Source organism: Sorangium sp. So ce145 (assembly GCF_051525985.1).
Lineage (GTDB): Bacteria > Myxococcota_A > Polyangia > Polyangiales > Polyangiaceae > Sorangium > Sorangium cellulosum_B.
The window spans coordinates 1799807-1813635 of record NZ_CP150315.1; the positions used below are offsets into that span (position 1 = coordinate 1799807).

The window sequence follows — 13829 nt, forward strand, 5'->3', positions numbered from 1 at the left end:
GCATCTTTGCGCACCGCCGGCAGGCAACCCCCGGAGGGCTGACCTTCCGGCGGCGCCTGTGGGGGGGCTCATGGCGGGCCGCGCGCCATCCGCCAAAATTTGGCCACCGGCCCGTCTGTCCGGCATTCCCGGGGCATGGATGCCCGACAGCGAAGCTCCGCGCTCCCGGCCCCGGCGCGCGGACCCCTCCCGCTCGCCCTGGCCGTCGCCGCCCTTGCCCTGCCGGCCTGCACCGGCGGGGAGAACGCGACGCCCGAGGGCATCATCAGCCTCTCCGCGGGCGCGGCCCAGAACGCCGCCGAGAACGACCCCGCCACGCTGCCGCGCCCGGACGGGCCCCGCATCGGCGCCGTGCAGATGGTCGCGCCCATCTACGAGAAGGCGGACCGGCGCTCGACCAAGCTCGGCTACCTCCGCGCGGGCGGGACGGCGCCCCGCGGGGAGAAGCCCGCCGCGTTCGACGACTGCCAGGGCGGCTACTACCGCGTGCTGCCCGCCGGGTTCATGTGCGCGGACAGCGACGCCACGATCGACACGCAGCACCCGATCCTCCGGGCGCTCACGCGGCGGCCCGACCTGTCCAAGCCGATGCCGTACCCGTACGCCTTCGTCCGGGCCATCGCGCCGAACTACTACCGGATGCCGTCCACGAAGGAGCAGCTCCAGTACGAGATGAGCCTGGAGCGGCACCTCCGCAGCTACAAGAAGCTCAAGAAGAAGTGGGACGAGATCAAGGTCGGCGCCAACGACGTGCCGCTCGACGCGGCGGGCAACGCCGTCGCCGACCCGCCCGCGGAGCCGCCCGAGCTCGGCGACAGCGAGCTCTTCGGCGGCAACGGCAGCGACGAGATCCCCTGGTTCTTCAAGGGCGGCCGGCAGCTCCCGAACATCTCGTCGTTCAAGGTCCCGGGCTACGCGATCATCACCAACCGGATCGCGCGCAAGGCAGGGCTCGCCCTCGTCGACACCTTCATGGGCGACGGCGGGCGGCGCTTCGCCCTGACCACCGACGCGCGGCTCGTGCCCACCTCGAAGCTCAAGCCCGCGCGCGGCTCCACGTTCCACGGCGTCGACATGACCAAGGGGTGGGAGCTGCCGCTCGCGTTCGTGCACCGGCAGGACGCGAAGCGCTACGACATCTCCGGCGGCCAGATGGAGAAGGCGGGCGCGCTGCCCTGGCACACCGCCGTGCAGCTCACGGGGCGCTCGAAGAAGGTCGGCGGCGCCCGCCTCGTCGAGGCGAAGGACGGGACGTGGGTGCGCGACTCCGACGTCGCCATCGCGGTGAAGCCCTCGGAGCTGCCGTCGTTCGCGCAGGGGAACGTGAAGTGGATCGACATCTCGATCCTGAGCCAGACGCTCATCCTCTACGAGGGCAAAAAGCCCGTCTACGCCACCGCGGCGGCGACGGGCCGCGACGGGCTCGGCGACCCCAAGAAGACCTTCTCGACCGTGCGCGGGACGTTCCGGATCCGCGACAAACACGTCACGACGACCATGGACGCGCACGAGGTCGACAACAAGTTCGAGCTCCGCGACGTGCCGTGGGTGCAGTACTTCGAGGCTGGCTACGCGATCCACGCGGCGCCGTGGCACGACGACTACGGCAAGCCGCGCAGCCACGGGTGCATCAACCTGTCGCCGATCGACGCGCGCCGGGTGTTCCTCTGGACCGATCCCCCCGTGCCCGACGGATGGCACGGGGTCAGCGCGGGGAAGGCCACGGGGGAAGGGACCATCGTCCACATCCATCCCTAGAGCGGGGCGGCGGGGATCAGTCCTCGTCGGCCTCGGCCTTGAAGCCGCTCTCCTTGATCACCTTGTCCTGCACCATCGGCGGGCAGACCTCCAGGTGCTCGACGTTCATCGTGAACGTGCCTTTGCCCTGGGTCATGCTCTTCAGCTTCGACTCGTACTCGAGCACCTCGGCGAGCGGGACGAACGCGTTCACGATCGTCTGGCTCTCGACCGAGTCCGTGCCGATGATCCTCCCGCGGCGGCTGTTGATGTCGCCGATGATGTCGCCCATCGCGACGCTCGGCACCGTCACCGAGAGCCGCACGATGGGCTCGAGCAGCACCGGCGCGCACTGCGCGGCGGCGGCCTTGAAGGCCTTGCTGCCCGCCATCTGGAACGCCGCGTCCGAGGAGTCGACGTCGTGGTACTTGCCGTCGAAGAGCCGGACCTTGACGTCGATCATCGGGTAGCCCGCCAGGACGCCCTTCGACATCGACTTGACGATGCCCTTCTCGACCGAGGGGATGAACTGCCGCGGCACGGCGCCGCCCACGACCGCGTCCTCGAAGACGAAGCCGCCGCCGCGCGGCAAAGGCTCCATGTCGATGTAGCAGACGCCGAACTGGCCATGTCCGCCCGTCTGCTTCTTGTGCTTGCCCTCGATGTTCGTGGCCTTCTTCGAGATCGTCTCCTTGTAGGCGATGTGCGGCGGGCCGAGCCGACAGTCGACCCCGACGCGCCGGCGGATGCGCTCCACCGTGATCTCGAGGTGCAGGGCGCCGAGCCCCGAGACGACGAGCTCGCGGGTCGACGCGTCCTGGTGCACGCTGAGCCCCGGGTCCTCCTCGGTCAGCCGGTAGAGCGCGTTGCCGACCTTGTCCTCGCCGCCCTTGGCGTCGAACCGCACGCCGCGCGAGAAGAGGGCCGGCGGCAGCTCCGGCGCGGAGAGCAAGAACGCGTGCTTCTCGTCCGAGAGCGTGTGCCCGCTCAGCGTCGCCTTCAGCTTGTGCAGCGCCACGATGTCCCCGGCGCGCGCCTCGTCCACCTGCTTGTGGTCCTTGCCGACCACGCTGTGGATCTTGCCGAGCCGCTCCGAGCCGCCCGTGCTCGCGTTGAGCATCGTGGCGTCGGGCCGGAGCACGCCGGAGAGCACGCGCACGAACGAGGTGCGGCCGGCGTGCGGATCGATCGAGGTCTTGAAGACGAACGCCGCGGCCGGGGCCTCCGCCGACGACGGCCGCTCCGCGGCCTGCGGCGCGGCGCCGGGCTTGCCGCTCGGGACGACGCCGCTCCAGGCCGGGTGCTCGGTCGGCGGCGGCACGAGCTCGACGATGCCGTCGAGCAGCGCGGCGACGCCGCTCGGGCGGACCCCGGAGGCGAAGTAGACCGGGATCAGCGCCCCCTGGCGGACCGCGGCGCGGAGCCCCTGATCGAGCTCCTCCTGCGTGAGATCGCCCTCGGTCAGGTACCGCTCGGTGAGCTCGTCGTCGCTGCCGGCGACGTCGTCGACGAGCTTCCCCCGGGCCTTCTCGACGGCGCCCGCGGCGTCGGCCGGCACGGGAGAGCCCGCGGCCGTGGCGGGCGCCTCGGGTTTGTCGAGCCAGGCCTTCTTCGTCCGGATGGCGACGACGCCCCGGTGCTGGAGCCCCTCGCCGACGCGCTCCTCCATCACCGCGAGCGGCGCCTTGAGGCGCGCGCGAACCTCGGCGAGCACCTCGTCGGGGCGGGCGTTCTCGGCGTCGACCTTCGTGACGACGATCATGCACGGTAGCTTTGCGTCCCTCACCCAGCCGAAGACGCGCTCGGTGATCGGCTGCACGCCGTCCTTGCCGCTCACGACGAGGATGGCCGCGTCGACCGCCGCGAGGGCGAGCCGCGTCTCGGCGAGGAAGCTGCCCTCGCCCGGCGTGTCGACGAGGTTGACCTTCTTCCCCGCCCAGGAGAGGTGCGCGACGCTCGCCTCGAACGAGCAAACGTGCTCTTTTTCCTCGGCGGTCTCGTCGAGGACACTCGACTTGTCGTCCACCTTGCCGAGCTTGGCCGTCGCCTTGGCGACGTACAGCATGGCCTCGGCAAGCGATGTCTTCCCAGCCCCCTTGTGTCCGATGATTGCAACGTTCCTGATGTCCCCTGCCTCAGTCGTTGTCATCCCTCGTTCGTACCAATCCCCGTCGAGATCGAGAAGGCCGGCACGCGATTTTTGCGGCGCTTTCCTCGAGGCAGGAGGTCAGCGAAGCCGGGCAGCGAGTCGCTCACCCGAGCTCTGCCGCGACGCGCTGCGGCGTGCTCTGGCGATTCGCGCTTGTCCGGCGCTGCCTGAGTGGAGCGCTCGCCCGGGAGCTCGGCGCACGAAATGAGCACTCTCCGCCTCGCGCTCCAGATGGTCCTCGGGTTCGCGCTGCCGTTCGCGCTGCAGCGCTGGGACCGACGGCGGCTCACGCCCGAGCAGCGCGCCGCTTGCTGGAACGGAGCGACCTGGGGCGCGGCCCTCTATGCGTTCGGCCCGCTGTCCATGCTCGGGTGGTGCTGGGTCACGCGCGGCGTCCAGCACGGGCGGCCGGGTGCGCGTGGGACACGCGGAACAGCGCTCTTCCGCGCGCTGAAGGCGCTCGGGCTCGGCGCGGCGTCCGCCGCAGCGCTCGTCCTGATCCTGAGCGGCGTCGATTACCTGGTCGTGCTCGCATTGGGGCTCCCGCCGTGAGCCGCGTGGCTGGCACGTGGCACGCATGGAAGCGGTGCCGATGGCTCGATGGTCCATGACAGGTGCCGCGGATGCGGCGGATGCGGCGGATGGAGATGGCTGCCGGCCGGCCGGCCGGCCAGCTGGCCGGCCAGCCAGCTGCGCCAGAATGCGTGAAGAACGGACATTTTCGTGCCCGAGTGTCACTAGACGACACGTCATGGACGCGATAGCAGCACTCTGAATCTGTTATTCAGGGGACAGGCTTTGACTCTGTCCGCGGAGCTCGCGGACACACACCGAGGCAGTGCGTTGACGTCGCTGAAGCCCAGAGGAGAGGATCGCGCGGCCGCACGGGAGCGGACCGACGCGTGGACCGACGCTGAACGTGCGCCGAGGGCGGCCGAGGGCAGCCCGAGGTGGCAAGAGATCGTCGCCGGCAGGTACGCGGTGGAGACCCGGATCGGCGCCGGCGGCGTGGGCGTCGTCCAGCTCGCCACCGATCGCCTGTCGGGCCAGCGCGTCGCGCTCAAGCGCGTCGATCCGAGGCTCGTCGAGAACAGGCACGCCGTCGATCGGCTGCTCCGGGGCGCCCGCGCCGCGCGCGCGCTCAAGGGCAGGTACGTCGCGCGGATCCTCGACGTCGGGGTCGAAGGTGGCGCGCCGTTCGTGGTCAGCGAGTACCTGGAGGGCTCCGACGTCACGAGCTACCTGCGGCGCCGCGGGCCGATCCGGGTCAGGGAGGCGGTGAAGTACCTCCTGCAGATCTGCGAGGCGGTCGCCGAGGCGCACGGCATCGGGATTCTCCACCGGGACATCAAGCCCGAGAACCTCTTTCTCAGCTTCGGCGACGGCGCCCCGAGCGTGAAGGTCCTCGACTTCGGGGTGTCGGCCGTCGCCTGCGGCGTCGAGAGCGAGGGGCCGAACGCCGCCTCGGGCGCCATGCGGACGTCGCTGCTCTTCATGGCGCCGGAGCAGATGCGGTCGGCGGGCGGCATCGACGAGCGCGCGGACATCTGGTCGATCGGCGCGGTCGCCTACGCGCTGCTCTGCGGGGCGAGCCCGTTCGATGCGCCGACCGAGCTCGAGATCTGCACCAAGGTCCTGACCGAGCCGCCCGCGCCCTTTCCGGCGGGCGTCGAGCCCCCGGAGCTGCGGGCCCTCCTGCTGCGCTGCCTCGCCAAGGACCCGGAGGCGCGCCCCTCGGACGTCGCGAAGCTCGCGTTCGCGCTCGCGCGCTTCGGGGGCGAGGGCGCGGAGGACGCGGCCGAGCGCGTGTGGGAGGCGCTCCGGGCGGACGAGACCGTCCGCATGGCGACGCCTGCTCCGGTCGCCGCGGACGAGTGGGAGGCCGACACGCTGGCGGACCTGCCGAGGATGTCGCCCGACGATCTCATGAGCGACCTCGAGACGACGGCCAAGTGGGAATCTCCCGCAGGCCGTCTGTCGGACGCCACGCTGGTGTCGCACGCGGGGGCGGCGTGGGACGGCGGCGATCAGCTCCGGGCGAGCCGGACTCCGCCCCCGCCTGTCCTGACGGTGAGCCCGCCGGAGCGCCGCTCCGATCCCCAGGCGGGCAGGCCAGGGCAGCCGCCGACCGCCGAGGACACGCCCGTTCCGCTCGGCCGCAAGGTCGTGCACCGCGTCAGCGACGGCGCGGCGCCTCGCGTCACGCCGGTGCCCACGGCGCGTGCCCTGGCCGAGGCCGATGCGGAGCGCCTCACGGTGGTGCGCCGGGGGCCGTCGCCGTGGCCCCGGCGGTTCGCGATCGCGTTCGCGCTGTTCGGGATGCTCGCGGGGATCGGCGGCGTGTGGCTCGTGCAGATGCGCACGCTCGACGGACGCGGGAGCGCGCTGCCGGCGGCGAAGGGGCTGGCGAAGCGCGCGGTCCAGGAGGCGCGCTCGTCGGTGGTGGCGAGGCGATCGACCGCGGCCGTCCCTGCCGCGCCGGAGCCCTCGCCCGAGCCCCCTGCGGCCGAGCTGGTTCCCGCGAGCGCCGTGGGCCCGGACAGCGAGGCGCCGCGGGTGGCGCAAGCGCGAGGGGTCCGGCTCGACGCGCGGCGCCCCGAGGTCATCTACGACGAGGTCGAGCGCGAGCGGCGGCGGCGGCGCGAGAAGCTCGAGCGCGAGCGGGCGTGGCGCGAGGCGACCACCCGCGCGCGGCAAGAGCGCGACGCGTCCCGGCGTGAGCCGCCGCGGCCCGAGGAGGGCGCGGTCGCGCCGGCGCAGCCCGCCGAGGGCGCGCGTGCGCCGCAGCAGCCCGCGGAGAGCGACGGCGCGCAGCGACCTCAGGCGAGCGACGGCGGGTGACGTCCGCGGCCCGGCGGTCCGCCTGCCTGGTATAAGGCGGCCCGTGCCAGGGATGAGTCGAGGAGGTTACGCGCTCGCCCGCGCGGCGTGCGCCGCGCTCGCCGTGTCGGCGGCGGTCGGCGCTCCCGTGCGCCCTGCGAGCGCCGCGCAGCAGGCGCCGCGGGTCGCGCCGGAGCACCTGCCGTACGGCGCGGCGGGGTGGGCCGTGTCGGGCTGGGGCGGCGTGCGCGGCGTGACGATCGGGCCGATCGAGAACCTGCGGCACCCGGGCCGCGGTTACGGCACCGCGGCGAGCGGGCGGGCGATGGATGAGGCGGTCGCCATGGGTGCGACGTGGGTCAGCCTGACGCCGTTCGGCCGCGTGTGGGATGGCAAGGGCACGGGCGTCGATCTCGTCTTCGAGGCGCCGTTCGAGGAGAACCGGCGCAACGTGCTCGCGGCGATCGCGCAGGCGCACGCGCGCGGGCTCAAGGTGCTGCTCGTCCCGCACCTCTGGGTCGAGAGCGGCGAGTGGCGGGCCCTGATCGATCCCGGGGACGACGCGGGCTGGGCGCGCTGGGCCGAGTCGTACAGCCGGTTCCTGCTCACGTGGGCCGCGGTCGCGCGCGAGGGAGGCGCGGAGATGCTCAGCGTGGGCGTCGAGCTGCGGAGCTGGGTGACGACGCCGCGGGCGGCGAGCTTCCTGCCGATCATCGAGGCGGTGCGCCGCGTGTACCCGGGGCTGCTCACCTACTCGGCGAACTGGGACGACGTCGAGCACACGCTGATCTTCGACGCGCTCGACCTCATCGGCATCAACGCGTTCTACCCGCTGGCGGAGCGCGAGGGCGCGTCGTTCGAGGAGCTCCTGCGCGGCGGGCGCAAGGTGGCGGCCGGGGTGGACGCCGTGGCGCGCGCGTGGGGCAAGCCGATCCTGCTGACGGAGATCGGCTACACCACGCGGCGCGATCCCGCCGTGCGCCCGTGGGAGTGGCCCGACCGCATGAAGGGCGTGGTGGTCGACCAGCGCTCGCAGGCCGAGGCCTACGCCGCGGTGATCGCGCCGTTCCTCGACGCGCGCACGTGCGCCGGCTTCTTCGTCTGGCGGCTCTACGCCGATCCGGACGACGTCTCGCAGGAGGCCGAGTGGGGCTTCTCGCCGAGGGGCAAGCTCGCGGAGCTCGTGCTGCGCGACGCCTTCGCCGCCCGCTGGGCCGCCGACGGCCCCTCGCTCCTCGGCGAGGCGCTCGGCAGGCACCGCGCCCGCACCCCGGGGCTCTTCGGCTGGGAGCTCGATCCCGACGAGTAGCCGAGCTGCTTGCGCTTGCGCTCGCCGGCCGAGCTCAGCGTAGAATCGCGCTCGCGGGGGAGGGCGAAAGGAGAGCGCAGAGACATGGCAGCTTATGGGTACAGTCACGTCCCCGACCGGGGGTTCCACGCGTTCCTCGGTGATCTCGAGGAAGGGGCGTGGAAGGAGATCTCGATCGACAAGTACGACGCGCCGGATCAGGTGGCGCCGCTGCTCCTGGAGGCGCCGCGGCCGGTGGCGTGGAAGCTGCGCGCGCGGTGGAGCATCGCGCGGCTCGACGAGGTGCTGGCGGTCGCGTCGGACGACGTGCTCCGCTCGCTCGACGCGGCGTGGGATTCGGCGCAGCGGGCCTTCGACTACACGGTGGCCGCGGCCGAGGAGCACGAGGACGCGGCCGTGCGCACGGCCGCGACGCGGGTCCGGCGGGCCATGCTGAAGGGCGGCGGCACCGGGCAGACCACCCTGACCTATGGCGCCGAGGTCGACTTTGGGCGCTCGCAGCTGGAAGCGGCCAAGAACAAGCGCATGGAGGCCGATCTCAAGAAGATCGGCGCGCTCGCTCACCTCAAGCGGATCGAGGCGGCGACCGATGCGCTGGCGAAGGCGATGGGCCGCGGCGCGGTGGAGGGCCGTCCGGGCGCGCGGTCGACGCGCCTGCGCGAGGCCATAGGGGGCTGCGTGAACGCCTTCAACACCATCCACGACGAGATGGTCTGGCTGCTCGAGCACCTGCCCGCGGGGAAGAAGCGCGAGCAGGTCGAAGCGCTGCAGAGGCCGTTCCTCGAGCTGCTCAAGCGGTATCCCCCGCCGGCGGCCAGCGCTGCGACCGAGCCGGAAGAGGAGGGAGCCGAGGCCGAGGAGGCCTCGGGCGATGAGCCCGCGTGAGGCGCCGCGATTCCTTGCAGCAGCGGAGAGCAGATAGCCGGTAGGCTCGCAGGTCCTGCGAGCGGGTCGCGACCGGGCTTGCAGTACCTGAGAGCAGGTCGCGACCGGGCTTGCAGCACTTGCGAGCGGGTCGCGACCGGGCTTGCAGCATCTGAGAGCGGGTCCCGATCGGGCTTGCAGCACCTGAGAGCGGGTCGCGACCGGGCTTGCAGCACCTGAGAGCGGGTGGCGAGGGCGCGTGCGGCACCTGGCGCAGCTCGTGGCACCCGATGATCCACTGAACTTGTCAAATGCAAAGGGTGGGCACCGAGCACGACAAGGCTCGGCTCGGGGCCATCGCCAGGAAATCGACGGCGAGCGCCTCGCCCACGTACCGATGCGTCGTGATCCCGCCGCTCGGATGCTGCTCCGTCACGACCCCGCGTCGCGCGTCGAAGGCGCGGTCCATAGTGCGGCCGAGCGGGGCGGCGACCTTTACCGTGTCCCCGCGCGCGCCGCGAGCGATCCCGGGCGCCGCCCCGACCGGAGCCTCGATCCGCGCCGGGAGGCCGAGCCGTTGTATGAAGTATGGCGCGGCATATACTCGATGCCGGCCGGCGGTCGAGCCGCCTGCAATCTAAGGAGAACGACATGGCCCCCGAGCCGCCGCGGCGCCTCATCGACGCCTTCCAGAAGCACAAGCTCGCGCTCTTCATCGGCTCGGGACTCAGCCTCGGCGCGGATGTCGCGGGGAACTTCCCGACCTGGAGACAGCTGTCGGAACGCCTGCTCGACGTGTGCGAGACGCGAGGCCTGAAGGAGCCCGACTGGATCCAGTCCAAGCGCAACATCTTCCAGGGCCGCATGTCGCTCGAAGAGACGCTCCATGAGCTCGGCACGCTACGAACCGCGCTGGCTCGCTACTACCGTGCCGCGCTCCGCGACATCTTCAGGCCCCGCAACGCTTCGCCGGGAGCAGCGCACCGGGCCGTGAAGGCGCTCGCGGTACCGGCAGTGCTCACGACCAATTACGATCAGCTCCTGGAGATCGCCGATCCGCTCCCCGGGAGGCAGCCCTATACGTGGCAGCATGCCGACGAGGCGCTCGACGACCTGCGGAACGGGTACAAGGTGCTCCTGAAGGTCCACGGCTCGGCCGAGTACCATGAGAGCATCGTCATGTCCGCTGTCGAGTACATTGCCGCCCGCTCGCACCCGCCGTATCACGCCGTGCTGAGTTACCTGCTCCAGGACAACACGTTCCTGTTCGCCGGCTACGGGATGAACGATCCCCACGATCTCGACCTCGTCTTGAAGGCGAACGCGGACGCCTTCCGCGCGTCGGCGCAGGAGCACTTCGCGCTGCTGCTAAACCCATCGCCCGCGGACGTTGATCGGTACTTCAACAACTACCACGTGAAGGTCATCCCATACTCCCAGCACCAGGATGTAAAGGACTTCCTCGAAGCCCTCGCACGCCCTCCGGCGCATGGCGTAGCGACGACCCACATGCCACCCGCCCCGCGCACCGGGGCGGCGGCCCCGCAGCAGTCTCGATCCCGGCCGTCGGGGGGGCTCCGCATCTCGGTGATCGTGAAGGTCGCCGCGTGGCTGCCGTGGGCTCGTTTCGACGCGGGCGACGTGGAGCTGGCCCACGAGGTGAAGATCGGCGATCACGCGATCCTCTCGATCCGCGCGCCCGAGGAGGCGCAGATCGCCATTCGGCGGCGGGCCCCTGGCGCGGGCCAGGCTGTTCCGGTGCAGCTCGCCGCCGCACGGCGGACGGGTTCCAACCTGGCGCTGGAGTTCCAGATGCCTGGGCCCCCCGGCGAGCACGTCTTCGAGCTGTGGGAGATCATCGACGGCTCGGAGCAGCTCGCCGATCGGACGACGTGCACTGCCAGAATCAGGTGATGCTGCATGAGGACTTCGCCGCCGACCGCAGAACGTTCGGAGAGCCACAAGCCATGGCTGGACCCCCTCCGGTGGACCGGCCTGGTAAGCGCCTACGCGCTGCTCTTGTTGGTATTCACCCTCCGTATCTATACCGACCTCGTGACCGACGTGTTCGCGCCGTGGTTCCCCGAGGTTCGTCCAGGCGACCCGTCCTCGCGGAGCATCGCGATCGGCGCCTGGTTGCTGATCCCCTTCGTGGTGGGCCAGATCGTGACGCTCGTCTGGCTCCTCGCTTATGTTCGTTGGCGCGCCCCGAAGCGCCTGGAGAGCGATGAAGCCAGAGAGATCGTCGACGCGACGATGAAGCGGGACCTGAGCGCCGCCGGCGTCTGGCGACGACCGATTGTCCTCTGGGGTCGAGTCACGCACCCGCACCTGGTCAGCGTCTTCGGAAAGGCTGTTCTGCTACTCCCGGCCGGGGGGACATGGTTCTTTCACCAGTATGCCCCGACCCGGAACGATCGAGCCCGCCCGCGCGACGCCTTCCGCGCCGTGCTCCAGCATGAGCTCGGCCATCTCAAGATGTGGGACGATCTGCTGTTCGGCCAGTGGTACGTTTATTCCCTCGCCTCGGCGGCTGCATGGCTTGCCGGCGTCCTCTTGCTGGCACTCGGACGAGTGGAGCTGACCGTTCTCTTGCGCCACACCGTGCTTCTCGGCGGGCTCGCCGCCCTCGGTGCGTACGTCATGCGGCGCAGAGAAGCATACTGCGACTCCTTCGCGGTCGCGCTCTCGGGGTCGGAGGAGCCGATCCGCACGGCGTTGGACAGCCTCAACACGAGCCGCGACGTCCATGGGAGTCCGAGGCGGTGGCCGCTGCTCGACCGCCTGCGGGCGCACTCCAATCCAGCACGTCGGCTGAGCTTGCTGGAAGGCCGCGGGCGGCCGTTCGTCGCAGTGTCGACGTGGGATTTCGCGCTCATCGCTTTCTTCTACCTCTTCATTCGAGGCACCCCGTTCGCCTCTCTGAGCTTCCCCGAAGCAGGCCGTTTGGGAGAGGCCCTCGGACCCTCGCTCGATGTCGTCGTCCAGATGGCGGTTGACGTGCTCGTGGTCCTGGTGATCGCGGGCGCGACCTTGGCGCGTGAGGGCCGACCCCCTATCTTCCGCGAGCTCGCAGCGGCGACCCTCACCGCGGTTGCGATCTACTGGCTCGTGGATCTTTTCGGCAGCGTGGGCATTAGTATCGCACTCGTCGGGGACAGCCTGGTCCGCGCCCTCAGGAGTGGACTATTCGTGTCTGTGTTCATGGCGATGGTGTTCTTGGTGAGCCGGTTGTGCCGCCGGTTCCTCCTGGAGCACCGAGAGCCCGTCCACCAGAGACTGCGCTGGACAGCCGCGCTGATCGCTGCCTTCTTCCCGATCTTCGGCGCGGTGCAGGGGCTCCTAATGTCGATGGGGCTTGCCGAGAACTCGACGTCCGCGATTCAGATCGCCTGTCAACCGGACCCAGATAGTCCTGCAGGTATCTCGGGAAGTGTCTTTGGTCTCCTGGTCGTGTTCGTCAATGTCCTTGGTGTCGCTGGCTTCACCGTCGCGCTGCTCCGCGGGGCGCTCGGAGGCCCGAAGCCGGAACTCAGCAAGTGCCAGAGCTGCGGGCACAGCATTCCTGTGCCGGCCCCGTTTGCCTGCCCTGCGTGCCATTATCTCCTGCGAAGCGACGTCGGCTTCATGCCAGGGCACACACCGAAGCCGCGCGGGTCCGATCGCAGCCGCCGCGCCATGCTGGTCCTGGCGGCGGCTGCGCTGTTCGTTCTCGTGATGAAGATGCTGGAGGCTCCTTCCTCATCCTTCGAAAGCACACGGGCCTCGGTCCTGCGACGGCTTGGTCCAGCTCAGTTGAACGCGATGTGTTTCGACGTGAGAGATGCTGATCCACAACGTTCCGAACTGGATGATGGCGTGGTGGTGACGGAATCATGGCGCTGGCGGGAACCAAGCAAGCAGGCGTCGCTCGGAGACGCGCGTGTCTCCGTGCTCTCTCAACCCAGGGACCCGACGTGGCTCCGGCAGGCTTCCGCCTGTGATTTCGTCGATCGTGTCTTCAAGGACGATCATCTCGCTCGACCATTTCCGAATAACACCACGGTCTATATCGAACAAGCGGCGGAATGTGTGTTCGACGATATCGCCGGGAAACGCTGGGCCTACCATGCACGCATCCACCCGCTCCGTTGCGATCGGCAGGCGATGACGGTGGTCCGCATTCCCTATACCGGGAGCGACGACACCGGGAGCGACCCCCGAGCTCGGGCCGTGGTGCATGCCGTCGCTCGCTCTGCTCGCTTCGATGGCGACGCGCAATGCCCCGCCCTGATCTCGAGCGTCGCTTCCGGGAGCCTCTGGGCGCTCCTCGGCCTGACGGCGCTGGCCAGCACTCTCGCCCTCGCCTTTTGGCTCAGATTGCGGCGCCATCGGCTAACGTGAGGGGGCTGCGGCTCTTTCCGTGACGCCCGCCGGTGCCGCCGTGGCGTTCATCCGCTCGCGCCGTACCGCGCCGCCCGGCGCCACACGCGGATGCGTGTGCCCCGCCCGCGCACGTCCCGCGTCACGCCGATCCCGGTGCTGCGCTCGCGGAGGCGCGCGACCAGCTCGCCGCCATCCCTGGCGGCCATTTCAATCGCCTCCTCGATCGCGCGGTCGTACCCGTGCACCCCGATCTGCTCCATCGCGCCGCGCGGTCCCCTCCGCCGCGCGACGTGCCATGATCTGCCCGCCGCGTCGCGCTGGAAGACGTGCCGCTCCCCCGCGGCGTGCTCGAACCACAGAAGCCGCAGCCTCGCATCGTAGCCGTACGGGAGCCGCGATCCCTCCGGCAGGATCGTCGCCACGAGCGCCTCGCCCACGTAGCGGTGCGTCGTAATCCCGCCGCCCGGATGCTGCTCGGTCACGACCCTGCGGCGCGCGTCGAAGGCGCGGTCCATGCGGCGGCCTAGCGGGCCGGCCGGCCACCATCACCATGTCGCTGCGCGCGTCGTAGAGGATCTCGTGCAC

At 70.6% G+C, this 13829-nt stretch carries 9 protein-coding genes; 7 read left to right on the forward strand and 2 right to left on the reverse strand.

Annotated features, from left to right (window positions below):
• Positions 1 to 135: 135 nt before the first annotated feature.
• A complete protein-coding gene (locus WMF34_RS06765; RefSeq protein ID WP_012233907.1) occupies positions 136 to 1758 on the forward strand; it encodes a L,D-transpeptidase in 1623 nt (540 codons plus the stop codon).
• Between the two features lie 16 nt (positions 1759 to 1774).
• Here the strand turns inward: WMF34_RS06765 and fusA are convergent, their stop codons facing one another.
• Entirely contained in the window at positions 1775 to 3886 is a 2112-nt protein-coding gene (gene fusA / locus WMF34_RS06770) for an elongation factor G (RefSeq protein ID WP_437992783.1), read from the reverse strand.
• A gap of 204 nt (positions 3887 to 4090) precedes the next feature.
• Between fusA and WMF34_RS06775 the strand changes: the two genes are divergently transcribed.
• From WMF34_RS06775 to WMF34_RS06800, 6 genes are all read left to right on the forward strand, one after another.
• Complete coding sequence (locus tag WMF34_RS06775; protein ID WP_437992784.1) at positions 4091 to 4438, forward strand: transcriptional regulator; 348 nt, start codon at positions 4091 to 4093, stop codon at positions 4436 to 4438.
• A gap of 291 nt (positions 4439 to 4729) precedes the next feature.
• Positions 4730 to 6727, forward strand: coding sequence for a protein kinase domain-containing protein (locus WMF34_RS06780; protein WP_437992785.1), 1998 nt, complete (start codon positions 4730 to 4732; stop codon positions 6725 to 6727).
• A 52-nt stretch (positions 6728 to 6779) separates the two neighbouring features.
• Complete coding sequence (locus tag WMF34_RS06785) at positions 6780 to 8015, forward strand: glycoside hydrolase family 113 (RefSeq protein WP_437992786.1); 1236 nt, start codon at positions 6780 to 6782, stop codon at positions 8013 to 8015.
• 84 nt (positions 8016 to 8099) lie between these two features.
• Positions 8100 to 8900 (forward strand): hypothetical protein, encoded by an 801-nt coding sequence (locus WMF34_RS06790; protein ID WP_437992787.1) that lies wholly within the window; start codon positions 8100 to 8102, stop codon positions 8898 to 8900.
• Positions 8901 to 9530: 630 nt separating this feature from the next.
• Complete coding sequence (locus tag WMF34_RS06795; RefSeq protein WP_012233914.1) at positions 9531 to 10793, forward strand: SIR2 family NAD-dependent protein deacylase; 1263 nt, start codon at positions 9531 to 9533, stop codon at positions 10791 to 10793.
• A 6-nt stretch (positions 10794 to 10799) separates the two neighbouring features.
• Complete coding sequence (locus WMF34_RS06800) at positions 10800 to 13262, forward strand: M48 family metalloprotease (protein ID WP_437992788.1); 2463 nt, start codon at positions 10800 to 10802, stop codon at positions 13260 to 13262.
• A 47-nt stretch (positions 13263 to 13309) separates the two neighbouring features.
• Here WMF34_RS06800 and WMF34_RS06805 read toward each other — a convergent pair whose 3' ends face one another.
• Positions 13310 to 13759 (reverse strand): hypothetical protein, encoded by a 450-nt coding sequence (locus tag WMF34_RS06805; protein WP_012233916.1) that lies wholly within the window; start codon positions 13757 to 13759, stop codon positions 13310 to 13312.
• Positions 13760 to 13829 lie beyond the last annotated feature (70 nt).